Here is a 25,908-nt window from a genome sequence, read left to right on the forward strand (position 1 = left end):
CTTTGTGGCTGCCCGCTTACGGTTTCGGAAATTCGGCGATGAAGAGTGGCATGCCACCTGGAGTCCGGGTGGGACCCGAAGGGGAGGCCCGATGCGCACGGCCGTACCGACGCAGGTGGAGGCCGCACCATGACCCGACGCCCGCCCCACACCCTGCGCACCGACCACCTCACTGACCCGCTCGGCCTCGACGAACAACACCCCGACCTGGCCTGGCAGTTGACGCAGGGCCGACAGTCGGCCTACCAGGTGCAGAGCGCCACCACGTCCGCTCTGCTCACCGACGGTGCCTGCGACCTGTGGGACAGCGGACGTGTCCCCGGCGAAGCCCACACCGGCATCCGCTACGACGGCAAGGCGCCCGGCGCCCGGCAGCGTGTGTGGTGGCGGGTGCGCGTGTGGGACCACTCCCTGCGGGGCGACGAGGACACGCCGACCGCCTGGAGCACGCCCGCTACCTGGGAGACCGGCCTGCCGGCCCCGGACGACTGGGCGGGCGCCGAATGGATCACCGCACCGGACCTGGGCCCTGGTGACCCGCTGCCCCTCCTCGCCCGTGACGTCAGCCTCCCCGCCACCCCGGTGCGAGCCCGTCTGTACGCCACCGCTCTCGGCGTCTACGAGGCGTTCGTCAACGGCGCGCCGACGGGCCGCGCCCGCCTCGAACCCGGCTGCACCGCCTTCGACAAGCGTCTGCTCTACGCCACGTACGACGTGACCGAAGCCCTGCGCTCCGGCGTCAACACCATCGGCATCGCCCTGGGCAACGGCATCGCGCGTGTCCTCGACACCGACGGCCGCTACACCAAACTGCGCGCCGATCACGGCAGCCCCCGCGCCCTGGCCCTGCTGTACGCCGAGTACGCGGACGGCGCCTCCACCACCGTGGTCACCGACCCGAGCTGGCGCACGCGTCCCGGCCCGGTCACCCTCTCGGCCTGGTTCGGTGGCGAGGAGCACGACGCCCGCCTCGAACCCGCCGACTGGCACCGCCCCGGCGCCGACCGCGGCGGCTGGCGGCCCGCCGTCCCCGCGCCCCTGCCCGCCGACGTCGCCCTGACGGCGCGCGCCCATCCGCCGGTCGAGGTCGTCGACACGCTCACCCCGGTCGCCCTCAGCGAGCCCCGGCCCGGCGTGCACGTCTTCGACCTCGGCACGAACATCGCGGGACGGCCGCGGCTCGACGTGACCGGCCCGGCGGGCACCTCCGTGGTGATCCGGCCCGCCGAGCTCCTCGCCCCCGACGGCACCGTCAACCAGCGCTTCACCGGCACGCCCTGCTTCGACCGCTACACGCTGCGCGGCGACCCCGACGGCGAACGCTGGCAGCCCGCGACCGTCTACCACGGCTTCCGCTGGCTCCAGGTCGAAGGCCTGCCCGAGCCGCCGACGCCGGACACCCTGCGCGGCGAGGTGATGCGGGCCGCCAACACCCCCGCGGGCGGTTTCCGTTGCTCGTCGGATCTGTTGAACGGTGTCCACCGGCTGATCGACCGAGCCGTCCAGAGCAACATGTACAGCCTGCTCACCGACTGCCCGCACCGCGAGAAGCTCGGCTGGCTCGAACAGGTCCACCTCGTCTTCCCCGCCGTCGCCCACGGCTACGACGTCGCCGCGCACTACCGCAAGCTGGTGCGCGACATGGCCGACGCGCAGACCGCCACCGGTCTCGTCCCGGACATCGCCCCGGAGTACACCGTCTTCGAGGACAAGTTCCGCGACGACGCCAACTGGGGCGGCGCCCTCGTCCTCGCGCCGTGGTGGCTGCACCGCACCTACGGCGACACCGCCACACTGCGCGCCCACTACCCGCGCATGCTGCGCTACCTCGAGCATCTGCGCTCCCGCTCGCCCGACGGGCTGATCCTCGAGCACGGGCTCGGCGACTGGATGGCCTTCGACACCTCCACCCCGAAGGCCGTCACCGCCACCTTCGCCCACCGGCGGATCGCCGCCGCGCTCGCTGACATCGCCGAGGCGATCGGCGCCCACCGTGAAGCGGCCGCCCACCGACGCCTCGCGGACGACATCGCCGGCGCCTTCCACCAGCGGTTCCACGACGCCGACAGGCACACCTACGGCAGCGGCAGCCAGGCCTGCGACGCCTTGGCCCTCGAGGCCGGAGCCGTACCCGCCGCAGAGACGCCGGCTGTCCTCGACCACCTCGTGTCGGGAGTCCGCGACGCGGGCGACCACGTCACCGTCGGCGAGATCGCCCTGCCGTCGCTGCTGCGCGTCCTGTCCGACCACGGCCGCGACGACGTGGTGTGGGACATCCTCAGCCGCACGGACAATCCGAGCTACGGCTACCAACTCGCCCATGGGGCGACGGCGTTGACCGAACGCTGGGACGGCCCGACCCGCGGCTCCTCGCAGAACCACTACATGCTCGGCGCGGCCACCGACTGGCTGGTCGGCTCGCTGGCTGGGCTGCGGCAGACCCCGGCCTCGGTCGCGTACGAGCACATCGTGGTGCGCCCCGCCCCGGTCGGCGACCTCACCTGGGCGAGTGCCTGGTACGACACGCCGCGCGGCCGGGCGTCCGTCGCCTGGCACCGGGCTCCGGGCGCCTTCCGCCTGACGGTCACGCTGCCGCCGGGCGCCGACACCCGGGTGGAGCTGGCGCTGCCGGACGGCGGCCGCGACGTACGTCAAGTGCCGCCCGGCATCCATGAGTTCACGGTCCCCGGAGACTGGAGCCCCGATGCGGCCTGAGGGACAGGAGGCGCACGGCATGCCCTACTGGGCCGACTTCACGCCCGGTACGGGTCTGCGCCGACCGCCCCGTATCGCCCCGCCGGCCTCCGACGCCGCCCGCCTCGACCTGGGCGGGCCCTGGTCCTTCCGGCTCTCACCGACGGCCGACGCGCCCGTCGACTTCCTGGCCGGGACCGGCGCCGCCTCCGGCACCTGGACGGACCTGCCCGTGCCCTCGCACTGGGTACTGCGCGGCCACGGCGTCCCCCGTTACACGAACACCGCCTACCCGTTCCCCATCGACCCGCCGCACGTCCCCGACGCCAACCCCACCGGCGATCACCACCGCACCTTCGAACTGCCCGACGGCTGGCGTGGTGCCGGCAGCGTCCTGCGGTTCGACGGTGTCGACTCGGCGTGCAAGGTCTGGCTCAACGGACAGGAGCTGGGCACCTCCAAGGGCAGCCGGCTCCCCGTCGAGTTCGAGGCGGGACACGCCCTGCGTCCAGGCCGCAACGAACTCGCGGTCCGCGTCCACCGCTGGTCGTCCGGCAGCTACCTGGAGGACCAGGACATGTGGTGGCTGCCCGGCATCTTCCGCGACGTCACCCTCCTGGAGCGCCCGCCGGGCGGCCTCGACGACTGTTTCGTGCACGCCGGGTACGACCACGTACGACACGAAGGCCTGCTGCGCGTCGAGACGTCGGCGGCGGCCCTCCTCGCCGTCCCCGAACTCGGCATCCACGACCACCCCGCCGACCGGCCCCTCACCCTGCCCGGCGTCGAACCCTGGAGCGCCGAACAACCCCGCCTCTACGAAGCCGAGTTGCGCACCGACACCGAGCGCGCACGGCTGCGCATCGGCTTCCGCACCGTCGCGATCGTCGACGGCCGCTTCACCGTCAACGGCTCCCCCGTACTGCTGCGCGGCGTCAACCGGCACGAGCACGACCCGGACCGCGGCCGGGCCCTCGACCTCGCGACGATGCGCCGCGACGTCGAGCTGATGAAGGCCCACAACATCAACGCCGTGCGCACCGCCCACTATCCGCCGCACCCCGCCTTCCTCGACCTGTGCGACGAGTACGGACTGTGGGTGATCGACGAGTGCGACATCGAGACCCACGGGTTCATCCACGCCGGCTGGACGGACAACCCGATCGACGACCCGCGCTGGCGCCCGATGCTTCTGGACCGTATGCGACGCATGGTCGAACGGGACAAGAACCATCCCAGCATCGTCATCTGGTCCCTGGGCAACGAGAGTCACACGGGCGCCAACCTCGCCGACCTCGCCGCCTGGACCCGCGACCGCGACCCCTCCCGCCCCCTGCACTACGAACGCGACCGCACCTACCGGCACTCCGACTTCTACAGCCTCATGTACGCGCCCGTGGACGACGTCGACCGCATAGGCGGCCACGCCGAACCGGCGCCACCCGAGACGGAGGGCCGTCCCGAACTGGAGGAGCGGAGGCGGCAGTTGCCCTTCTTGTTGTGCGAGTACGCGCACGCCATGGGAAACGGGCCGGGGTCCCTGGAGGAGTACCAGCGCACCCTGGAACGGCATCCGCGCTGCGCCGGTGCGTTCGTCTGGGAGTGGATCGACCACGGCTTCCGCCGCACCACCGACGACGGCCGGGAGTTCTTCGCGTACGGCGGCGACTTCGGCGACAGCCCGCACGGCGGTACCTTCTGCGTCGACGGCCTCGTCCATCCCGACCGCACCCCGTCACCCGGCCTCGCCGCGTACAAGAAGGCCGTCGAACCGGTGGGCATCACCATCGACACGACGGCCCCGGGGCGTATCACCGTGCGCAACCGCCACGACGTCCGCGACCTCTCCCACCTGCGCTTCACCTGGACCGCCGAGCGCGAGGGGGTGCCGTGCGCCGAGGGCGAGTTGAAGGTTCCCCCCGTGGGGGCCCGCCAGTGCGTCGACGTGCCGATGCCCGCCGTGGCCCCCGCGCGCGGCGGGGAGGTATGGCTCACGGTGCGTGCCGTGCTCGCGGCGGACACGCCCTGGGCGCCCGCCGGTCACGAGGTCGCCTGGGCGCAGGGCCGGCTTGCCGCCCCGCGGCGCACACCCCCCGCGTGCTCCCAGCGGGCGACCCCTCCTGAAGCCGCACCCGACGTCGACGGCCCTCACCTCGACATCTGGCGCGCCCCCACCGACAACGACCGCGGCATGGGCGCCAACTCCGTGCTGAGGGAATGGCGTTCGGCGGGTCTCGACCGTCTCGTGTCCCGCACGCTGTGGTCGGGACAGCACGGCGCCGAGGTACGGCTCGCGCCCGAGGGCTTCCCGCACGGTCTGCGCATGCGCCACGAGTGGACCGAATTCGGCGACGCGCTGCGCCTCGCCGTCGAGATCGTCCCCGAGGGGCCGTGGGGCGAACGCACCCTCCCCAGGGCCGGGGTCCGCTTCACCCTGCCCGACCGCTACGACCGGGTCCGCTGGTACGGCAAGGGTCCTGGCGAGGCCTACCCGGACAGTGAACAGGCCGCCCGCGTCGGCCTGTTCACCGCCACCGTGGCCGCCCTGCAGACCCCCTACGTCGTACCGCAGGAGAACGGTCGTCGAGCCGCCGTCCGCTGGGCCGAACTCACCGACCCGGCAACCGGCGAAGGGCTGCGCGTCGAGGCCGCCGACCCCGACAGGCCGTTCGGCCTCACCGTCCGCCCCTGGAGCACCGAGGCCCTCGAAGCCGCCGCCCACCCGTGCGACCTCACGCCCGACGGCCGTCTCCACCTCCACATAGACATCGCCCAGCACGGCCTCGGCAGCGCCTCCTGCGGCCCGCCTCCGCTGAAGCACCACCTACTGCGCCCCCAACACTGGAAGTTCGCCCTGCTTCTGCGACCCGTAGAAGTGCCCGCACCAGGAGAGGCAACCGCATGAGCAGCGTCGAGGAACTCCGCTCCGCACCCGCCGCGACCGAGCGGGCGCACTACACCCCCGACTGGGCTTCCCTGCGCCGTCACCGCGTCCCCGACTGGTTCCGCGACGCCAAACTCGGCATCTGGTCCCACTGGGGCCCGCAGTGCGCCGCGCGCCGAGGCGACTGGTACGCGCGCCATCTCTACGGCCCCTACGCAGGAACCGAGGACTTCGAACGCGAACGCACCGCCCGCCAAACGGCCCACCATCGCGCCACCTACGGACACCCTTCGCGCTTCGGCCACAAGGACCTGTGCCACCAGTGGCGCGCCGAACGCTTCGACCCGGAAGCCCTGATGGACCGCTTCCGCCGCGCGGGCGCCCGCTACTTCGTCTCCCTCGCCGCCCACTGCGACAACTTCGACCTGTGGGACTCCGCCCGCCAGCCGTGGAACTCCGTCACCGTCGGCCCGCGTACCGACATCGTCGCCCGCTGGGCCGACGCCGCCCGCTCCGCCGGCCTGCGCTTCGGCATCTCCATGCACGCCGGCTCCTGGACCTGGCGCTGGCTCGACGCCGCGTACGGCGCTGACGCCGATGGACCTTACGACGGGCACCTCACCGCAGCCGACGGCCGCGGCACCTGGTGGGAGGGGCTCGACCCACGCGCCCTGTACGGCCCGCCCCGTAAGCCCGGCGACGTACCCACGGCCGCGTTCGTCGACGACTTCTACGCACGGCTGCGCGACGTCACCGAACGCCACGACGCCGAGCTCGTCTACCTCGACGACTCACGGATGCCCTTCGACGAGGGCAGTGTCTGCGTCGCCGACGGGCCGGACCGCCGCAGGGGCCTGGAGTTCCTCGCCGACTACTACAACCGCACACCGGACGGCGCCGTCAGCATCAAGACCATCGCCGACGAGGACCGCGGCGCCGTACTCCTCGACGTCGAACGCCACCAGCTCAGCGGCATCGACCCGGACCCGTGGCAGTACGACACCAGCATCGGCGACTGGTTCTACCGCGACGGCGAGCAGTACAAGTCCGCCCAGGAGATCGTCCACCTGCTCGTCGACACCGTCAGCAAGAACGGCTGCCTGCTCCTCAACGTGCCGCAGCTGCCCGACGGCACCCTCGACGACGAGGTCAGCAGCGTCCTCGACTCCCTCGGCGCCTGGATGCGGGTCTGCGGCGAGGCGCTGTACGGCAACCGCCCTTGGACCGTGTACGGCGAGGGCCCCACGAACGTGAGCGGTATCAAGGCCCGCGAGAGCCGGCTCACCTACACCTCGCGCGACCTCCGCTTCACCCGTGTCCCCGAACAGGAGGTCGTGTACGCCTTCGTCATGTCCTGGCCCGACGACCGCAGGATCCGCATCCACAGCCTCGCGGCCGCCACCCCGCCCCGCGAGGTCACGCTGCTCGGCGCGCCGGAACAGCCCACATGGACGGCGGGAGCCGAAGGGCTCGACGTACGGCTGCCCGACCGGCCGCCCACCCCGTACGTCCAGGTCCTCCGCCTCGACTGGACGTGAGGGGGTGAGCATGGGCCGGGTCACCGCACCCGTCTTCGAGCACCACCGCGACGCCCTCGGGATCGGCGTGGCGGCGCCCCGCCTGAGCTGGCGCACCGAGACCGACGAAACCGACTGGACCCAACTCGCCTACCAGCTAAGGGTGACAGGGGAGGACGTCGCCGTCCTTGCCGACACCGGTCGGGTGGAGAGCCCGGACTCCGTCCTCGTGGACTGGCCGGGTCCCGCGCTCGCCTCCCGGCAGCGCGCCACCGTCCAGGTGCGGGTCTGGGGTGGTTCGGACGGCTCCGCCACCGCCTGGTCCCCGCCCGCCACCGTCGAGGCCGGACTCCTGACGCGCGCCGACTGGCAGGCCCGGCCCGTCACCCCGGACAGCCAACCGCCGGACGGGCCCCTGCCCGTCGCCCTGCTGCGCCGCGCCTTCACCGTCGACGCGCCGGTCGCCTCCGCCCGCCTCTACGCCACCGCGTACGGCGTGTACGAGACCGAGATCAACGGTGTCCGCGTCGGCGACGAAGTCCTCGAACCCGGCTGGACCTCCTACCACCACCGACTGCGTTGTCGCACCCACGACGTCACCGCCCTGCTACGCCCCGGAGGGAACGCGCTCGGGGCGCTGCTCGGCGAGGGCTGGTACACCGGCCGCCTCGGCTGGGACGGCGGCCGCCGCGCCCGCTACGGACCGCACCGCGCCCTGCTCGCCCAACTGGAGATCCGCTACGTCGACGGCCGCACCCACACCATCGTCACCGACCGGGACTGGCGCTGGACCACCGGGCCACTCCTGCGCTCCGAGCTGTACGACGGCGAGGAGTACGACGCCCGGCACGAACGCGACGGCTGGTCGGAGCCCGGCCACGACGACCACGACTGGCATCCCCTGCATGAACTGCCCTTCCCGGCCGCCGATGTGGTGGCACCGACCGGCCCGCCCATGCGCCGCACCCGCACCGTCCCCGTCCGCGGCGTCCGCACCACACCCTCCGGCCGCACCGTCGTCGACTTCGGTGAGAACGTCGTCGGCCGGCTGCGCATCCGCGTCACCGGACCCGCCGGACACCGTGTCACTCTGCGCCACGCCGAAGTCCTCGACGGCGGCGAACTCGCCCGCCGACCCCTGCGCGACGCCGCCGCCACGGACACCTACGTCCTGCGAGGCAGCGGCGCCCCGGAGACGTACGAACCGCGCTTCACCTTCCACGGTTTCCGCTACGCCGAAATCGACGGCTGGCCGGGGGAGTTCGACCCGACCTGCGTGAAAGCCGTCGTCGTCCGCTCCGATCTGCGCCGCACCGGCTGGTTCACCTGCAGCGACGCTCTGGTCAACCGACTCCACGACAACGCCGTCGCCTCCCTGCACGGCAACTTCCTCGACCTGCCCACCGACTGCCCCCAGCGCGACGAACGTCTCGGCTGGACCGGCGACATCGCCGTCTTCGCGCCCACCGCCGCCTTCCTGTACGACTGCACCGGCATGCTCGGCGGCTGGCTGCGCGACCTCGCCGCCGAGCAGTTCGCCCGCCACGACCGGTCCGTGCCGCTCGTCGTGCCCGACATCCTCGACCCGCCCATGGCGGACGGCGTGCACGCCCTGTGGGGCGACGCCGCCGTCCTGGTGCCGTGGGCGCTGTACCGGGCGAGCGGCGACATCGAGGTGCTGCGGTCCCAATACCCCTCCATGGCAGCCTGGCTGGCGCTCGGCGCCGCGCGCGCCGAGGCGGGCGCCGGGGTGTGGCGCGACCCCGGGCAGCTCGGCGACTGGCTGGATCCGGCGGCGCCGCCCGACGACCCGGCCGCCGCCCGCACCGACGCCGACCTCGTCGCCTGCGCCTACCTCGTGCACTCCGCCGACCTCGTCGCCGAGGTTGCCGAACTGCTCGACGAGAAGGACGACGCACAGTGTCACCGTGAGCTGGCCGCGCGACTGCGTGCCGCCTTCGCCGCCGAGTTCGTGACGCCCGCGGGCCGCCTGTCCTCCGACTCGCAGACCGCCTACTCGCTCGCCCTGAGCTTCGACCTGTTCAGTACCGCGGACCAGCGGCACACGGCGGCCCGCCGCCTCGCCCACCTCGTGCGGCGCTCCGGCTTCCGCATCGCCACAGGATTCGCGGGCACCCCGCTGATCTGCGACGCGCTCTGCGCGGTGGGCGAGACCCGGCTCGCCCACCGGATGCTGGCCGAGCGGCACTGCCCGTCGTGGCTGTACCCGGTGACCATGGGCGCCACCACCGTGTGGGAGCGGTGGGACTCGCTGCTGCCCGACGGCACGGTCAACCCCGGCCAGATGACCTCCTTCAACCACTACGCCCTCGGCTCCGTCGCCGACTGGCTGCACCGCACCGTCGCGGGCCTCGCTCCCGCCGAACCGGGCTGGCGCCGCATCCGCGTCGCGCCAAGGCCCGGCGGCACCCTCACCCACGCGTGGGCCGCGCACCTCACCCCGTACGGGAGAGCGGAGGCGGGCTGGCGCATCGAGGGCGGCGCCGTCACCGTCGACGTGCGTGTGCCGCCGGGCGTTCGAGCCGAGATCTCCCTGCCGGGGAGTGACACCACAGTCGAACGCGGCGCTGGACGACATGAGTTCACGGTTCCGTACGACGCCCCGCCCGGGCCGGTCACCGAGATCGGCCACCCGCTCGTGCCGCGCGAGCCCTGCGACTGCGGCACGGCGGCCCCGACGACAGGGAGACCTCCCGGTGCCCCACAGCCTCGCGCCCTTCCGTAGCCGCACGCTCGGACGCAGCGGCGTCCCGGTCACGGAACTGGTCCTCGGCACCGCCGCTCTCGGCCACCTCTACACGCCGGTCGACGAGGACCAGGCCCACGCCACCGTCGCCGCCGCCTGGGACGCCGGTGTGCGCGCCTTCGACACGGCGCCGCACTACGGGCTCGGGCTCGCAGAGCGCCGGCTCGGCACCGCACTCGCCGGCCGCCGCCGTGACACGTACGTCGTCTCGACCAAGGTCGGCCGCCTCCTCGTCCCGGGCCCCGGCGGGCAAGAGCCCCGCCGCGTCTGGGACTTCAGCGCCGACGGCATCCGCCGCAGCCTGCACGAGAGTCTCACCCGCCTCGGCCTCGACCGCGTCGACATCGCCTACCTCCACGACCCCGACGACCACGAAAAGCAGGCGTTCGCCGAGGCGTATCCCGCTCTCGAAAGGCTGCGCGCCGAGGGCGTCGTGCGGGCCATCGGGGCCGGCATGAACCAGTCCGCGATGCTCACCCGCTTCGTCCGCGACACGGACATCGACGTGGTGCTGTGCGCGGGGCGCCACACCCTCCTCGATCCCGACGCGCGCGTCGACCTGCTGCCCGCTGCCGAGCGGCACGGCGTCGCCGTCCTCGTCGGCGGCGTCTACAACTCGGGCCTCCTCGCCGACCCCCGGCCCGGCGCGACCTACGACTACACGGCGGCTCCCGACGCTCTCGTCACCCGTGCGCTGCACCTGAAAGAGGCCGCGGAACGTCACGGCACCACCCTGCGCGCCGCCGCCCTCGCCTTCTCGTCGGCTCCGGATGCGGTGCTGGGCCTCGTGATGGGTGCCCGCTCGCCCTGCGAAGTGCAGGATTTCGTAAGGCAGTTCCGTGCGGCCCGTGACGTTCCAGCGGCCTTCTGGCGTGAGCTCGCCGAACGCGGACTGCTGTCGGAGACGGGCACGTGGTGAGCGGCCAGGCACCGTCGCTGATCGACGCACACCATCACCTCTGGCGACTCGCCGTGCGCGACCAGCCGTGGATCAAGGGCCCTCGACTCGCCCCGCTGCGCCGCGACTTCACCCTCGACGACCTGCGGCCGCAGGCCGGGCACGCGCGCGTGGACGGCACCGTCGTGGTGCAGACCGTGCCCGACCGGGCCGAGACCCGTGAACTGCTGGCCCTCGCCGCCCACGACACCCTCGTCAAGGGCATCGTGGGCTGGACCGATCTCACCGGCCCCGACGTCGCCGACACTCTCGCAAGGCTGCGTGAGGAGCCGGGCGGCACCCGGCTGGTCGGCGTCCGGCACGCCGTGCAGGCCGAACCCGACCCGCGATGGCTGCTCCGCGCGGACGTGCGACGCGGACTCGGCGCACTCGCGGACGCGGGCCTCGCCTACGACGTCCTCGCCCGTGTCGACCAGCTTCCGGCCTGCACACGGGCCGCCGCGCGCCACCCAGAGGTGACCTTCGTCCTCGATCACGCGGGAAACCCGCCGGACGAGGCCGGCGGGCGCGGGGTGTGGGAGCGGGCGGTCCGGGCGTTCGCCGCTCTGCCGAACACGGCGTGCAAGCTGTCCGGCGCGGCCCTCGCCTGTGCCGATGCCGCCGCGACGAGCCTGGACGCGTTCGGCCCGACGCGCGTGATGTTCGGCTCGGACTGGCCCGTCTCCACCCTCACCGCGACGTACGCCGAGGTAACGGGCCGCGTCGAGGAGGTGACCAAGGGGCTCGCCGCGGGGGAGCGGGAGGCGGTGCTGCGGGGTACGGCTGAGCGGGTCTACCGGCTCTGAACGGACCGGTGCCCGGCCGCGGGGCCGGGCACCGGTGTTCTCAGACGGCCGCCTTGCTGGCGTCGCCGATGTGAGCGGGCACAGCGTCCCGCTCACCCAGCCGCGCCGTCGGCACCTTCGCCGTCTCGCGCGCCGTGAGCCCCGCCACCACCGGCGGCACGCACAGCGCCGCGGTGAAGAGGGCCACCGCGCCCCAGTTGTCGCCGCCCGGGCCCGCGATCTGCGCCGCGAACGTCACCGCGAAACCGGAGATGGCGAAGCCGATCTGGGTGCCGATGGCCATGCCCGAGAGCCGTACGCGGGTCGGGAACATCTCGCCGTAGAAAGCCGGCCACACGGCGTTGGCCGCGCTGTAGACGACGCCGAACGCCAGGATGCCGAGCACGAACGTCAGCGCGTACGAGCCCGTGGAGATCGCCCACAGGTAGCCGAACATCAGCAGCGCGCTGCCCGCGGCACCCGTGAGGAAGACGGGACGGCGGCCGATGCGGTCGGCGAGCCTCGCCCACAGCGGGATCGCGGCGAGCGCCACGAGGTTGGCGAGCGCGCCGACCCACAGCATGGCGGAGCGGTCCATGCCGACCGCGTCGCTCGTCGCGTACGACAGGGCCCACACCGTGAAGATCGTGCTCACGGAGGCGACCAGGGCGCCCCCGATCACGCGCAGGACGTCCACCCAGTGGTCGCGGAAGAGCACCGCGAGCGGCAGCTTGGCGACCTCGCCGGACTCGGCCTTGCGGGCGAACTCGGGCGTCTCGTCCAGCGAGCGCCGGATGACGTAGCCGGCGACGGCGACGCCGAGGCTCAGCCAGAAGGGGATGCGCCAGCCCCAGGAAAGCAGCTGGTCCTCGGGCAGCGCCGCGATCGGCAGGAAGACGATGGTGGCGAGGAGCTGCCCGGCCTGGGTCCCGTTGAGGGTGAAACTCGTGAAATACGCGCGCCGGTCCTCCGGCGCGTGTTCCAAGGTCATCGAACCGGCGCTGGACTGCTCGCCCGCGGCCGAGATGCCCTGCATGATGCGGCAGAGCACGAGCAGCAACGGCGCGAATCCGCCGACCTGTTCGCGGGTGGGCAGACAGCCGATCAGGAACGTCGACAGGCCCATCAGGACCACGGTGAACACCATGATCTTGCGGCGGCCCAGACGGTCGCCGATGTGACCGAGGAAGAACGCGCCGACGGGCCGCGCGGCGTACGCGACGCCGAACGTGGCGAGCGAGAGCAGGGTGGCGTCGGCCGGATCCGACTCGTCGAAGAACACCTTCGGGAAGACGAGCGCGGCGGCGCTGCCGTAGATGAAGAAGTCGTAGTACTCGAGGGCACTGCCGCTCCAGGCGGCGAATGCCGCCTTGCGGGGCTGGCCCTGTGGTGCGCGCGGTGATTCTGCGGGGACGGACACGCGGGCTCCTTGAGGGCTGGGTGGATCAACCCGGTGGCCCTGAGCCGGCCGGGTTAATTAACCCACTGGATAGTTAACTGCTGATGGCCAGCGATGTTGCGCCCGTGTTTCCCGCCTGTCAAGAGGTTGCGACGAGGACGTACGAGCCGGTCAGCGCTCGCCGCCGCCCGCGGTCAGGTACGCGATGACCATGTCGCCCAGCATTGTGCGGTAGTGCTCGCGGCGGTCCTGCGCCGTCAGATCGCGGCCGAACAGGGCGCCGAACGTATGCCGGTTGGAGACCCGGAAGAAGCAGAAGGAGCTGATCATCGCGTGCAGATCCACCGCGTCCACGTCCGCCGTGAAGACGCCCTCGGCCCGGCCCGACTCCAGGATCCGGCCGATCACGTCGATGGCGGGCGAGTTGAGTGAGCCGATCGTCTCGGACGCCGTGATGTGCTCGGCGTCGTGGATGTTCTCGATGCTCACCAGGCGGATGAAGTCCGGGTGCTGCTCGTGGTGGTCGAAGGTCAGCTCGGCGAGCCGCCGGATCGCGGCGACCGGGTCGAGATCCTCCACGTCGGCGTCCTGCTCGGCCTCGCGGATCACCGCGTAGCTGCGCTCCAGGACGGCCGTGAACAGCTGTTCCTTGCCGCCGAAGTAGTAGTAGATCATCCGCTTCGTGGTGCGGGTGCGGGCCGCGATCTCGTCGACGCGGGCGCCCGTGTACCCGGCGCGGGCGAACTCCTCCGTGGCGACCTTGAGGATCTCGGCCTTGGTGCGGGCCGCGTCGCGGATGCGTCCCGCGCGGCGCGCCGGCTCTTCGACAGTGGTCATCCGGTGATTGTAGGAGCCGCGCCGGGGTCGGTTCCGGGTCGGTTCCGATCAGTCCCTTGCCGCTGATCCCTTCCATCCCTTCCCAGGAGGGCGTAGGACTTGATATGAGTAACGAACCAGTTCGTACATTAAGCGTGACGCTCGGCCAGGAGGACCCCGTGCCCAAGGACTCTTATCTCGTCGGTCTGATCGGCGAGGGCATCGGGCCCTCGCTCTCCCCGGCCCTTCACGAGCAGGAGGCCGACGAGCAGGGCCTGCGGTATCTGTACCGGCGGCTCGACATCGGTGAGATCGGCGTACGGCCCGAGGGCGTGGGGGAGCTGTTGCGGGCCGCCCGCACCGTCGGATTCGACGGGCTGAACGTCACGCACCCCTGCAAGCAGCTCGTCATCGAGCACCTCGACGAGCTGTCGGCGGGGGCCGCGGCGCTCGGCGCGGTCAACACCGTGGTCTTCGACGGCGGCCGCGCCATCGGCCACAACACCGACGTGACCGGGTTCGCCGCCTCCTTCGCCCGCGGGCTGCCCGAGGCCCGCATGGAGCGCGTCGTCCAGCTCGGCGCCGGGGGAGCGGGCGCCGCCGTCGCACACGCCGTGCTCACCCTGGGGGCCGGCCGTATCGTGCTCGTCGACGCGCTGCCGGAGCGGGCCGCCGCCCTCGCCGACTCCCTGAACCGGCACTTCGGCGAGGGCCGCGCGGTGCCCGCGGGAATGGACGAGCTCGCCACGCACATCGCCGGAGCCGACGGCATCGTGCACGCCACCCCCACCGGCATGGCCGCCCACCCGGGCCTCCCGTTCCCCGCCGAGCTGCTGCACCCCGGCCTGTGGGTCGCCGAGGTCGTCTACCGGCCGCTGGAGACCGAACTCGTGCGCACCGCACGCAACCTGGGCTGCGCCGTGCTCGACGGCGGCGGCATGGCCGTCTTCCAGGCGGCCGACGCGTTCCGCCTCTTCACCGGTCGGGAGCCGGACGCCGCCCGGATGCTCACCCACTTCGCCGAACTCGCCGGGGCGGAGGGGGCGCTGCCCACGCCGGGCGCGGCGGCGGGCCGAGGCTGATCCCGGACCCCGCGCATCTCCGACCCCACCCAAGACATCCCTGAAGGAGCCCGCCGTGCGCACCTCCATCGCCACCGTCTCGCTCAGCGGATCGCTCACCGAGAAGCTCACCGCGGCCGCCCGCGCGGGCTTCGACGGCGTCGAGATCTTCGAGAACGACCTGCTCGCCAGCCCCCTCACTCCCGAGGAGGTCCGCGACCGCTGCGCCGACCTCGGCCTGAGCATCGACCTGTACCAGCCGATGCGCGACATGGAGGCCGTGCCCGCCGACGTGTTCGCGCAGAACCTGCGGCGCGCCGAGCACAAGTTCCGGCTCATGCAGCGCCTCGGCACCGACACCGTCCTCGTGTGCTCCAGCGTCTCCCCGCTCTCCATCGGGGACGACGCGCTCGCTGCCGACCAACTGCGCCAACTCGCCGAGCGGGCGAGCGACTTCGGGGTCCGCGTCGCCTATGAGGCGCTCGCCTGGGGCCGGCACGTCAATACGTACGACCATGCCTGGCGCATCATCGAGGCCGCCGACCACCCGGCGCTCGGCACCTGTCTCGACAGCTTCCACATCCTCGCCAAGGGCAGCCACCCCAAGGGCATCGAGGACATCCCCGCCGACAAGATCTTCTTCCTTCAGCTCGCCGACGCGCCGCTGCTCGACATGGACGTCCTGAAGTGGAGCCGCCACTACCGCTGCTTCCCCGGGCAGGGCGACCTCGACGTCGCCGGGCTGTTGCGGCACGTACTGGCGGCCGGTTACCAGGGGCCGCTGTCGCTGGAGATCTTCAACGATGTGTTCCGGCAGGCCGAAGCCGGGCCCGCCGCCGTGGACGCGCTGCGCTCACTGCTCGCCCTCCAGGAGGCGGTGGGTGTCCAGGACGTCGTGGCGCAGGGCGAGCTGCCCGCACCCGTCGTACCCACCGGAGTCGCCTTCACGGAACTCGTCACCCCCGACGTCGCCCCGGCCGCCGACCTCCTCGCCGCCCTCGGCTTCACCCGCACGGGACGCCACCGCGGCAAGCCGGTCGACCTGTGGGAGCAGGGCGAGGCCCGCGTGCTCCTCAACACCGGGCCCGCCGCCCGCCGTGACGGCACCGTCCTCGCCGCCGTCGGCCTGGAGTCCCCGGACCCGGCCGCCGCCGCCCGCCGCGCGGAGGCCCTGCTCGCCCCGGTCCTGCCACGCCGCCGCGGAACCGGCGACGTACTCCTCGACGCCGTCGCCGCGCCCGACGGCACGGAACTCTTCTTCTGCGCCACCGACCGCCCCGAACTCCCCAGCTGGATCCGGGACTTCGAGCCCACGGGGGAGCGGCCCGCCGAGACCGACGTCACCGGCGTCGACCACCTCCAGCTCACCCAGCCCTGGCACCAGTTCGACGAGGCCGCCCTGTTCCACCGCAGCGTGCTCGGCCTCGAACCGCGGGCGAGCGTCGACGTCGCCGACCCGTACGGACTGCTGCGCAGCCGCGCCGTCGCCACCGCCGACGGCGCCGTCCGCATCGCGCTCGGCGCGGGCCCCGGGCCCGGTGAGGACCAGGACCGCGCCCAGCACATCGCCCTCGCCACCAGCGACGTCGTCGCGGCCGCCCGCCGCTTCCGCGCGGCGGGCGGGGAACTGCTGCCGATGCCGGGCAACTACTACGACGACCTGGCGGCGCGCTTCGAGTTCGCGCCCGGCGAGCTGGAGACGTACCAGGAACTCGGCATCCTCTACGACCGCGACGCCCACGGCACCTTCCGCCACTGCTACACCCGCACCGTGGGCCGCGTCTTCTTCGAACTGGCCCAGCGCGAGGACGGCTACCAGGGATACGGGGCACAGAACGCCCCGGTCCGCCTCGCGGCGCAGCACGCGCCGAACTAGAGGACTAGTCCTTGAAGCGCGCCGCGATCTCCTCCAGGCGGGCGTGGTGCTGCTTCCACTCCAGTGGCGGCAGGCTGTCGTTGCCCGGCTGGTAGCCGATCAGGCCGTCCAGGCCCTCACGGAGGATGTCGGCCTGGCCCACGTGGCGCTGCGTGTCGGAGATGACCCGGACCAGAACGTGGTGCAGCGTGACCTGATTGCGCTCCTTCGGCCACCACGAAACCGTGCCGACGGTGTCCAGGGACAGCTCCCTGACCGAGGCGTCCGTGTGCGTCCAGGCGCGCCGGTAGCGCTCGACGATCTCCTCACGGGACTCGTCGGCGGTCGCGAACATGTCGGCGTTGTCCTCCGCTGCGTCTTCGAGGGCGGGCAGCGGCTCGCCGTGCGCCCGGCCGAAGGTGTCGCAGAGGTAACCCAGCTCCACCCCGGCCAGATGCTTGAGCAGGCCCAGCAGGTTCGTGCCCGTCGGTGTCAGCGGGCGCCGCACGTCGTAATCGGAGAGCCCGTCGAGCTTCCACAGCAGGGCGTCGCGGGCCTCCTGGAGGTAGCGGAGCAGATCGTTCTTGCGGTCGGTGTCGGTCATGGGGACACTCTGCTGCCTCGGACGGGCGTCGGACAGGGGTTTTCGGGAGGCAGCGGCGCACCTCATGCGATTCGATGGACGAGATGGGACACAAGCCGGAAAAGCCCGCTCACGACCCGCTGACCGCACTCCTCGACGGCGTGCGGCTGCGGCTGCGCGATCTGAACGACGGCGAGCCGGCCTCGTACATCCCCGAGCTCGGCCGCGCCGACCCCCGGCTGTTCGGGCTCAGCCTGTGCACCATCGACGGGCGGGTCTACGGGAGCGGGGACACGGACGTCCACTTCACCGCGCAGTCCGTGTCGAAGCCCTTCGTGTTCGCGCTCGCGCTCGCCGACCACGGCCTGGAGAACGTCCTGGCGCGGGTCGGCGCCGAGCCGAGCGGCGAGGCGTTCAACTCGATCCGCCTCGAACCCGGCACGGGGCGGCCACCGAACCCGATGGTCAACGCCGGTGCCATCGTGACCAGTTCGCTCGTCGCGGGCGACACCCCGAAGGCCCGCTTCGACCGCATCCTGGACGGGCTCGGCGCCTTCGCGGGGCGGCCCCTCACCGTCGACGAGGCCGTGTACGCCTCCGAGTGCGCCACCGGCGACCGCAACCGCGCCCTCGCCTACCTCATGCACAACGCGGGCTCGCTCACCGGCGACGTGGAGGCGGAGCTCGCCGTCTACTTCCGCCAGTGCTCCGTCCTCGTCACCTGCGACGACCTCGCCGTGATGCACGCGACCCTCGCGGGCGGCGGCATCAACCCGGTCACCGGCGAACGCGTCGTCGCGAGCCGGCACGCCCAGCACGTCCTCGCCGTCATGGCCACCTGCGGCATGTACGACGCGTCGGGGCAGTGGATGCTCCGGGTCGGGATGCCCGCCAAGAGCGGGGTGTCCGGCGGGATCGGGGTCGCGCTGCCCAGCCAGTTCGGCATCGGCGTCTTCAGCCCACCCCTTGAGGAGAAGGGCAACAGCGTGCGCGGCATCGCCGCCTGCCACCTGATCTCCGACCAGTTCGGCCTGCACCTGATGCGGGCCTCGGCCCCGGAGCGCAGGCCGCTGCCGCCCCGCTCCCTGCACGCCACCCCGCTGCGCTCCCTGCGGCACCGCACCCGCGCCCAGCGGGCAGCGCTCGACGCCCGCGCGCAGCGGATCCGCGTCCACGTGCTCCAGGGCGACCTCGACTTCGCCACCGCCGAGCAGACCGTGCGCGCCGCCCTCGAACTCCCGGACGCCGTCGGCTGGTTCGTGCTCGACCTCACCCGGGTCGGCCGCATCGAACCGGTCGCCGCCGACCTGCTGCGCGGCCTCGCCGAGACGCTGCGCGCCCGTGACCTGCGCATGGTCCTCGCCGACCCGGACGAGCGGCAGGCCCTGGCCCGCACCGCCGACGAGTTCCCCGATCTCGGCCGGGCCCTGGAAGCCTGCGAGGACGAGCTGCTCACCGGCCTGGGACTCGACCCGGACGTCCCCGTGCCGCTCGCCGACTGCGATCTGTTCGGCGAGGCCGACGCCGGTCTGCGCGCCGCCCTCGACGAGGCCTTCGACACCCTCGACCTCGCCGAGGGCGAGTCCGTCGCGCCGCCGCGCACCGCCCCGCTCGACCGGATCGTCCTGTGGTACGTCGAGTCCGGGCGCCTCGCCGTGTGCGCCGACACCGCCGACACGGTGACGACGAGCCGCACCTGGTCGGCGGGCCCGGGCGCGGCCCTGACGCCCGCCGACTTCCCGCCCGGCCGCACCCGCAAGGTCCTCGCCGAACGCGACACGCGCTGCCGCACCCTCACCGCCGCCGGCTTCCGGCGCCTGCGGGAGCGGGAGCCCGACGCGGTGGCGTTCCTGGAGCGGGCGCCGCTGGAGGGCGCGGAGACGGTGGACCGCGCCGACGTCACCTGACCCATAATGGGCCGCATGACCGACGCGGAAACCGGGCCCAACTCGACGTTGTCGCAGCGGAGTTCGGTGGTGATCGTCGGCGCTGGCCCCGCCGGACTCACCGTCGGGAACCTCCTGCGGGCCGCGGGCGTCGACTGCGTGGTCCTGGAGTGCGAGAGCCGTACGTTCATCGAGCGGCGGCCGCGGGCCGGTGTCATCGAGGAGTGGGCGGTGCGCGCCCTCGACCGGCGCGGTCTCGCCGCGCAGCTGCTCAAGCGCGCGGAGCGGCACACGGAGTGCGAGTTCCGCTTCGCGGGTGAGCGGCACCGCTTCGGCTACACCGAACTGACCGGGCAGCACCACTTCGTCTACCCGCAGCCGCTGCTCGTGACCGACCTGGTGCGCGAGTACGCCGACGTGCGCGGCGGCGACATCCGCTTCGGTGTCCGCGACGTACGCCTCCACGACCTGGAGGGCGGGCGTCCATCGGTCTCGTACACCTGCGGCGACACCGGTCGACGGCGGGTGCTGCACTGCGAGTTCGTCGCCGGGTGCGACGGGGCCCGCGGGGCGACGCGCGAGGCGCTGCCCGCCGGCCGGGTCCGTGTCGCGCGGCACGACTACGGGATCGGCTGGCTGGCGCTGCTCGCCCAGGCGCCGCCGTCGACGGACCGCGTGCTGTTCGGCATGCACGAGGAGGGCTTCGCCGGGCAGATGCCGCGCAGCCCCGACGTCACCCGCTACTACCTGCAGTGCCCGCCCGGCGATGATCCGGAGGGCTGGTCGCACGAGCGGGTGTGGGCGCAGTTGCGCAAGCGACTCGCCGCCGCGGGTGCCCCGCCGCTCACCGAGGGCGAGTTGATCGAGAAGCGCGTCCTCGACATGCACGACTACGTCACCGAACCCATGACGTACGGGCGTCTCTTCCTGGCCGGGGACGCCGCGCATCTGGTCGCCCCCATCGCGGCCAAGGGCCTCAACCTCGCGCTGCACGACGCGTTCCTCCTCGCGGACGCGATCGTGGCGCACGCGGCGGGAGACAGCAGTGGCATCGAGGGGTACGGCGAGGCCTGTCTGCGGCGCGTATGGGACTACCAGGAGTTCTCGCAGTGGCTGTCGGAGGTCTACCACGGCGCGTCGTTCGGCGACCCGTTCCGCACGGGCACGACGCTGGCCCGGCTGCGCCGTCTGTTCACGTCGCGGGCGGCGGCGACGGCGTTCGCGGAGCAGTATCTGGGGTCGGCGGAGGGGTACTGAGTAAGGGCGCGGCGACGCCGACGACCGGCCTCCGCGCCCTTACGGCGCGTCGCGCTCTCAGCCGGCCCGCAGGGCGCCGTCGAGGAGCGGCAGCAGCCGGTCCCAGTGGCGCTTCAGCGCCTCCGCGGAGAAGGCGGAGGTGTCGGCCATCGTGAAGCCGTGGACGCTGCCGGGGTAGAGCTCGATGGAGTGTTCGACGCCCGCGGTCTCGAAGGACTTGTTGAGCTCGGCGACGGCCTCGGGCTTCAGATCGCCCTCGGCGAGCCCCAGGTGCACACGGGCGGTGACCTTGTCGGCAGCGAGGTGCGGGCTGTCGGGGGCGTCGGTGACGAGCATGCCGGGGTGGAAACCGGCGACGGCGCCGACCCGGTCGGGACGGGCCGCGGCGGTGCGCAGCGCGAGGGCGGCGCCCATGCAGTAGCCGGTCGTGCCGATCGGGCCATCGGCGACCTCGGGCTGGGCCGTGAGGAAGTCGACGAAGGCATCGGCGTCGCTCAGGGCGCGCTCGGCCGTGTGCTCCTGGATCAGCGGCAACAACTTGCCGAAGATCTCCGGCCGGTTCTCCTCGCTGATGTACTCGGGAAGCTCGACGACGGGCGAGGCCCCGCGCCGGTAGTAGACGTTGGGCACGAGCACGTAGTAGCCGTGCCCGGCCAGCTCGCGGGCCAGCTCCTCGATCACGGGCCGCACGCCGAAGGCGTCCATGTAGAGCAGTACGCCCGGGTGCCGCGCGCCGTCGTCGGGGGAGGCGACGAAGGCGTCGGCCCGGCCGTCCGCGGTGGGTATCTGCACTGTCTTGCTGGTGGCGATGGCGGATCATCCTTCCTGGAACAACCGATACCCGTGCACAGTACAGTTGTCCGCCGCGACGGCTCTTCGCGCGGGGTGTCCAGGGGGTGTGGTGCTCAGTGGCTGTGCCGCTTGCTCGCCCAGAAGACGGCGCGGGCCGCCCTTATCCGCTCGGCCTGCCGGCCGGGATCGAGGGCCGATTTCAGGGCGGTGCGCAGGAGCTCGGGGTCGACCAGCTTGCCGCTGCCGTCCGGCGGGGTGCGCCACAGGAACGAGTGGTGGCGCACGCCCGTGATGCCGTCGGCGTCCGGGGACGGCATGCACAGGTCCTCACCCGCGGTGAGCAGCCGCACGTCCTCCGTCTCCGGCCAGGCCACCGAGGCGCCCGCCGGGTCGGGGCGCGTGAGGATGTAGAACACCGGGCGTGGCTTGGCGTGCTCCTCGAGCACCGGCACGGCGTCCGCCTCCTCGCCAAGCTCCCACAGCACCGTCAGACCGAGCGGCTGCTGCACGCGTAACGCGTCCCAGTCGCGGCCCGCCGGGAGCTTCGCCAGAAACGGCGACTGCTCCCATGCGGCATATGCCTCGCTCGGCTTTCGGTGACAGGAGGCCAACCACTGCGCTCCGTCCATTGGGTGACCATACGTCAACTGCCCTGTCTGGTCAGCGGATTCATCAATCCTTTGGACTCGTTCCGTGAAGGTCTGGCCATGGCTGCTGTGTCGGCAGCGGACTTCGCTGGTGGCACATGCCGGAATCTGTGCGGGGTGGGGCAGTCGCCCCGTCAGTGGCAGTCGCCATCCGCGCTCAGGCCGGGGACACCAGCCACGCGGCCGTGTCCTTCGGCAGCGCGCCCGCTGTGAGGGGGCCGCTGGTGAGGAGCGGAGGGCCGGTGAGGCCGAGGGCGGAGAGGGGGAGTGGCTGCTCGGCAAGGTTCACCACGCACACCAAGTTCCCGCGGCGGAAGGAGAGATGGGACGCGCCGGGCGCGGAGAGCCACTGCGGGGGCGCCGCGGGATCCGGCGCCGGGTGGATGCGGCGCAGCCTGAGCGCCCGCCGGTACAGGGCGAGCGTCGAGCCCGGGTCCGCCTGCTGCGCGGCCACCGTGAGCTGCGCCCAGTCGTCGGGCTGCGGCAGCCAGGTCGCCTCGGGTGCCGCGCTGCTGAAGCCGTACGGCGCCGCCGTGCCGGACCAGGGCAACGGGACGCGCGCGCCGTCACGGCCCCGCTCGGTGTGGCCGGAGCGTTCCCACAGCGGGTCGAGGATGCGGTCGTCGGGCACGAACGCCTGCGGAAGGCCCAGCTCCTCGCCCTGGTAGAGATACGCGGATCCGGGCAGCGCCAGCATGAGCAGCGCGGCCGCGCGGGCGCGCGCAAGGGAGCCGTGCCGGGTGACGGGCCGTGGCGCGTCATGGCTGGAGAGCAGCCAGGTCACCGCGGAGCCGGGCACCGCGAACGAACCGTCGATCACCTCGCGCAGCTCCGCCGCGTCCCACGAGGCCTCCAGGAAGGCGAAGTTGAAGGCTTGGTGCATCTCGTCGGGGCGGATGTAGCGGCCGAGCCGGGCCGGGTCGAAGACCGCCGACTCCGCGACCATCACCCGGTCCTCGGGCGCCACCGCACCAGGCGGCGCGGGATGCGTGTCGAGCAGGGTCCGCCACTCGCGGTAGAGCGGGTGGAGCTCCTCCTGGTCGTAATAGGGCATGAGGTGGTTGCGCAGCGGGTCGGTGTGCTGCCCCGGGCCCGCGTCCGGCAGGCCCTCCGCCTTGAACAGGGCGTGCGCCACGTCCACCCGGAACCCGTCCACGCCCCGGTCGAGCCAGTGCCGCAGCACGTCCGCGAAGGCGTCGCGCACCTTCGGATTGCGCCAGTTGAGGTCGGGCTGCTCGGCCGCGTGCAGGTGGCAGTACCACTCGCCGTCCGCGACCCGCGTCCAGGCGGGCCCACCGAACGCCGACTGCCAGTCGTTGGGCGGCAGTTCACCGCCTGGGCCCCGGCCGGGCCGGAACAGATACCTCTCCCGCTCCGCCGACCCGGGCCCGGCGGCCAGCGCCTCCAGGAACCAGGGGTGCCGGTCGGAGGTGTGGTTCGGGACCAGGTCCACGATGAACTTCAGGTCCAACGCGTGGGCCCGTGCGGTGAGTTCGTCGACGTCGGCGGTCGTCCCGAGGTCCGGGGCGACGCCCGTGTGGTCGGCGATGTCATAGCCGCCGTCGGCCAGCGGCGACGGATAGAACGGCGTGCACCACACCGCGTCCGCGCCCAGGTCCTTGATGTGTTCGAGGCGTTCGGTCAGCCCGCGCAGGTCCCCGACTCCGTCGCCGTCGGAGTCGGCGAAGGCCCGCGGGTACACCTCGTAGCAGACCATGTCCTGCCACCAGCTCATGCGACGACTCCTTCCGAAGCCCACGGGAACGCGGGCAGGACCGGCTGTTCGCGGCCCGTCGCGGCGGCGACCGTGGCCGCCTCGGCGACCGCCACCGCGCCGAAGCCGCTGCGGGCGTCCGCCGCCGGCGGGGTGCCTTCGCGCACCGCCCGTACGAGGTCGGCCATCGCGGCGCGCACGCTCTGCGCGTACACGTACGGCTTGCGGGCCTCGCCGCCGAGGTCGATGACGACGTGGACGTGGTGCGGCGCGCTGCGCCGCTCGCCGCGCCCACGGGCGGGCGTGGCCGGTCCGGCGTCGCGTTCGACGTGGACCGTGAGCTGTTCGTCGCCGTGCGGTTCGAAGCCGCCGACCGTCAGCAACGGGCCGAGCTGGAGCGGCAGTTGCTCCCAGCGGCGGGCGCCCGCCTCGTCGGTCCACGCCGAGATCTCCGCGTAGGCGGGGATCCAGCCGGTGATCCGTGTCTCCTCGAACCCGTGGTCCAGGCGCATGAGTTGCCGCTCGGCGCGGTGCGCGTGGGTGAAGGAGTGCAGGTGGGAGGCGAGGACGCCGCCGGGGTGCACGACGTCCGCACTCACCATGTCCACCGGCCCGCCGGGACGCGCCACCGCCGTGGCCCGCACGCTCAGCGGGTCCGTGCCGAGCAGCGCCCGCGCCGCGTCGAAGAAGTGGACGCCGTGCTCGACGAAGATGCCACCGGAGTGCGCCGGGTCCCAGAACCAGTGGTCGGGGCCGAGGTCCTCGTCTGCGGCGTCGTTCTCGAACAGGAACCGGCGGACGGGCGCGAGCAGCTCCCGCTCGGTGAGCCGTTGGACCGCCCGCAGCAGCGGGTTGTAGCGCAGCACATGGTCCACGACCAGGACACGCCCCGCGCGGCGCGCCTCGTCGGCGACGGACGCCGCGTCCTCCGTCGTGGTCGCGAGGGGCTTCTCGCAGAAGAGGTGGCGCCCCGCGCGCAGCGCCTGGGTGGCCATCGCGGCATGGGTGGCGGGCGGCGTGGCGATCAACACCGCCGCGACGTCGTCCCGTTCGAGCAACTCGTCGAGGGAGCCGAGAGCCGGGACGCCGTGCCGCGCGCCGAGCCGGGAAGCCCGTTCGCGCGACGGGTCGGCGACCGCCGCCAGGCGCAGGCCCGGCAGCCCGGCGACGGCGTCGAGGACGAACTCGGCGAAGCCGCCGCAGCCGACCAGGCCGATGCCCAGGGGAGGAGGTGTCATGCGGTGCGCTCCAGGAGAGCCACGCCGATGTGGGCGTCGGCCATGCCGTAGAAGACGTACAGCTCGCCGTCGATCTCCTCGATCGCCGTCGGGAAGACGACGTTCGGGACGGTGCCGGACATCTCCTCCTCCGTCTCGGGGGCCATCAGCGGCTGGTCGGAGCGGGCGAGGACCTTCGACGGGTCGGCCGGGTCGAGGATCATCGCGCCCGCCGCGTACGACACCTTCTGGTTCTGCGCCCACGGGTCCTCGATGGTGCCGGAGACGCCGTGGTGGATGAGCAGCCAGCCCTCGGGCACGCGGATCGGGGCCGGGCCGCCGCCGATCTTCAGGGACTCCCACTCGTACTCGGACAGCGCGACCAGCGTGTGCTGACGCGGGCGGACGAGGGCGCGGATGTCGGCCTCGACCTCCTTGACCGGCACGTACGAGATCCAGATGCCGGGCCGCTCGTCGGTGACACCGGCGGGCAGGTGCACGCCCTCGCCCTCGCGGAACCAGCCGAGGTCCCACATCGGGCGGTGCAGCATCGCGTACGACAGCTCGCCGTCGGGGGCCGGGACCGGCTCGGGGAAGTGGACGACGTCCTTGTTCGGGAAGAGGTTGAGGTCGGTGTCGAGGTCGGCCTGGTACGCGAACTGGATGGGGCCGAGGCGCGTCCACTCGGTGAGGTTCTCGGAGACGGCGAGCGCGGGCTTCGGGCCGAGCGGGCCGTAGGCGACGTACGACATGACGTGCTTGCCGAGCGAGGGGACCCACGTGATGCGGGGGTCCTCGACGCCCGCGTTGTTCTTGCCGCGCTCCCAGCCCTCGTCGGGGGCGAGAACGACGCCGCGGCGCTCGACACCGTTCGGCACGCCCTGCTCGTCGAAGGTGACCTCGGCGAGGCCGACGCGGGAGACGTTGCCCTCGGAGACGAGGCGGGGCAGGAGGTGCAGCGTGCCGTCGGGGGTGCGTCCTGCGGCCGGGTTGAGGACGCCCTCGACCTCGTTCGCCTCACCGGCGAGGGGCGACATGACCACACCCTTGCGGACCATGCGGTAGGGGATCGTGGTGTTGGTGGTGTTGCTCATGTG

The 25,908-nt window shown here is 72.7% G+C and carries 18 protein-coding genes; 10 read left to right on the forward strand and 8 right to left on the reverse strand.

What is annotated here, in order from left to right:
- The first annotated feature begins 129 nt into the window (after positions 1-129).
- Genes ACOKM3_RS41590 through ACOKM3_RS41615 form a run of 6 tightly spaced genes read left to right on the forward strand, consistent with a single transcriptional unit; the run spans position 130 to position 11,605 of the window.
- The gene (locus ACOKM3_RS41590) at positions 130-2,715 is read left to right on the forward strand and encodes a family 78 glycoside hydrolase catalytic domain (RefSeq protein ID WP_426906494.1); all 2,586 of its coding nucleotides are present in this window, start codon (positions 130-132) and stop codon (positions 2,713-2,715) included.
- Positions 2,705-5,599: a glycoside hydrolase family 2 TIM barrel-domain containing protein gene (locus tag ACOKM3_RS41595; protein WP_426906495.1), complete on the forward strand. Its 2,895-nt coding sequence runs from the start codon at positions 2,705-2,707 to the stop codon at positions 5,597-5,599. Before ACOKM3_RS41590 ends, ACOKM3_RS41595 begins: the two co-directional genes overlap by 11 nt.
- Positions 5,596-7,116, forward strand: coding sequence for an alpha-L-fucosidase (locus ACOKM3_RS41600; protein WP_426906496.1), 1,521 nt, complete (start codon positions 5,596-5,598; stop codon positions 7,114-7,116). The genes ACOKM3_RS41595 and ACOKM3_RS41600 overlap by 4 nt, the downstream gene beginning before the upstream one ends.
- Before the next feature lie 10 nt (positions 7,117-7,126).
- On the forward strand, positions 7,127-9,841 hold the full coding sequence (locus ACOKM3_RS41605; RefSeq protein WP_426906497.1) for a family 78 glycoside hydrolase catalytic domain: 2,715 nt from the start codon (positions 7,127-7,129) through the stop codon (positions 9,839-9,841).
- Positions 9,813-10,781: an aldo/keto reductase gene (locus ACOKM3_RS41610; RefSeq protein ID WP_426906498.1), complete on the forward strand. Its 969-nt coding sequence runs from the start codon at positions 9,813-9,815 to the stop codon at positions 10,779-10,781. Before ACOKM3_RS41605 ends, ACOKM3_RS41610 begins: the two co-directional genes overlap by 29 nt.
- Positions 10,778-11,605 (forward strand): amidohydrolase family protein, encoded by an 828-nt coding sequence (locus tag ACOKM3_RS41615; protein ID WP_426906499.1) that lies wholly within the window; start codon positions 10,778-10,780, stop codon positions 11,603-11,605. Before ACOKM3_RS41610 ends, ACOKM3_RS41615 begins: the two co-directional genes overlap by 4 nt.
- A gap of 40 nt (positions 11,606-11,645) precedes the next feature.
- On the opposite strand, the gene ACOKM3_RS41620 is transcribed toward ACOKM3_RS41615, so the two are convergent.
- Together ACOKM3_RS41620 and ACOKM3_RS41625 are read right to left on the reverse strand one after the other, a co-directional pair.
- Positions 11,646-13,004, reverse strand: coding sequence for an MFS transporter (locus ACOKM3_RS41620; RefSeq protein WP_426906500.1), 1,359 nt, complete (start codon positions 13,002-13,004; stop codon positions 11,646-11,648).
- A 150-nt stretch (positions 13,005-13,154) separates the two neighbouring features.
- A complete protein-coding gene (locus tag ACOKM3_RS41625) occupies positions 13,155-13,820 on the reverse strand; it encodes a TetR family transcriptional regulator (protein WP_426906501.1) in 666 nt (221 codons plus the stop codon).
- Positions 13,821-13,978: 158 nt separating this feature from the next.
- Between ACOKM3_RS41625 and ACOKM3_RS41630 the strand changes: the two genes are divergently transcribed.
- Both ACOKM3_RS41630 and ACOKM3_RS41635 read left to right on the forward strand, forming a co-directional pair.
- On the forward strand, positions 13,979-14,881 hold the full coding sequence (locus tag ACOKM3_RS41630; protein WP_426907029.1) for a shikimate dehydrogenase: 903 nt from the start codon (positions 13,979-13,981) through the stop codon (positions 14,879-14,881).
- A gap of 55 nt (positions 14,882-14,936) precedes the next feature.
- On the forward strand, positions 14,937-16,736 hold the full coding sequence (locus ACOKM3_RS41635; protein WP_426906502.1) for a sugar phosphate isomerase/epimerase and 4-hydroxyphenylpyruvate domain-containing protein: 1,800 nt from the start codon (positions 14,937-14,939) through the stop codon (positions 16,734-16,736).
- A 4-nt stretch (positions 16,737-16,740) separates the two neighbouring features.
- Here the strand turns inward: ACOKM3_RS41635 and ACOKM3_RS41640 are convergent, their stop codons facing one another.
- Positions 16,741-17,319, reverse strand: a complete 579-nt coding sequence (locus ACOKM3_RS41640; protein WP_426906503.1) for a DinB family protein — start codon at positions 17,317-17,319, stop codon at positions 16,741-16,743.
- Positions 17,320-17,402: 83 nt separating this feature from the next.
- Here ACOKM3_RS41640 and glsA point away from each other — a divergent pair, with 83 nt between their 5' ends.
- Together glsA and ACOKM3_RS41650 are read left to right on the forward strand one after the other, a co-directional pair.
- Complete coding sequence (gene glsA / locus ACOKM3_RS41645; protein WP_426906504.1) at positions 17,403-19,205, forward strand: glutaminase A; 1,803 nt, start codon at positions 17,403-17,405, stop codon at positions 19,203-19,205.
- A 15-nt stretch (positions 19,206-19,220) separates the two neighbouring features.
- Positions 19,221-20,441, forward strand: a complete 1,221-nt coding sequence (locus ACOKM3_RS41650) for a 4-hydroxybenzoate 3-monooxygenase (protein WP_426906505.1) — start codon at positions 19,221-19,223, stop codon at positions 20,439-20,441.
- Between the two features lie 57 nt (positions 20,442-20,498).
- Here the strand turns inward: ACOKM3_RS41650 and ACOKM3_RS41655 are convergent, their stop codons facing one another.
- From ACOKM3_RS41655 to ACOKM3_RS41675, 5 genes are all read right to left on the reverse strand, one after another.
- The gene (locus ACOKM3_RS41655) at positions 20,499-21,233 is read right to left on the reverse strand and encodes a dienelactone hydrolase family protein (RefSeq protein WP_426906506.1); all 735 of its coding nucleotides are present in this window, start codon (positions 21,231-21,233) and stop codon (positions 20,499-20,501) included.
- 113 nt (positions 21,234-21,346) lie between these two features.
- Positions 21,347-21,862 (reverse strand): hypothetical protein, encoded by a 516-nt coding sequence (locus ACOKM3_RS41660; protein WP_426906507.1) that lies wholly within the window; start codon positions 21,860-21,862, stop codon positions 21,347-21,349.
- 175 nt (positions 21,863-22,037) lie between these two features.
- The gene (locus ACOKM3_RS41665) at positions 22,038-23,615 is read right to left on the reverse strand and encodes a glycoside hydrolase family 13 protein (protein ID WP_426906508.1); all 1,578 of its coding nucleotides are present in this window, start codon (positions 23,613-23,615) and stop codon (positions 22,038-22,040) included.
- Positions 23,612-24,832 (reverse strand): Gfo/Idh/MocA family protein, encoded by a 1,221-nt coding sequence (locus ACOKM3_RS41670; RefSeq protein WP_426906509.1) that lies wholly within the window; start codon positions 24,830-24,832, stop codon positions 23,612-23,614. The genes ACOKM3_RS41665 and ACOKM3_RS41670 overlap by 4 nt, the downstream gene beginning before the upstream one ends.
- Positions 24,829-25,905 carry a glycoside hydrolase family 130 protein gene (locus tag ACOKM3_RS41675; RefSeq protein ID WP_426906510.1) on the reverse strand — a complete coding sequence of 359 codons (1,077 nt, stop codon included), beginning with the start codon at positions 25,903-25,905 and terminating at the stop codon, positions 24,829-24,831. Before ACOKM3_RS41675 ends, ACOKM3_RS41670 begins: the two co-directional genes overlap by 4 nt.
- Between the last annotated feature and the right edge of the window lie 3 nt (positions 25,906-25,908).

It is taken from the genome of Streptomyces nidicola (genome assembly GCF_050106155.1).
Lineage (GTDB): Bacteria > Actinomycetota > Actinomycetes > Streptomycetales > Streptomycetaceae > Streptomyces.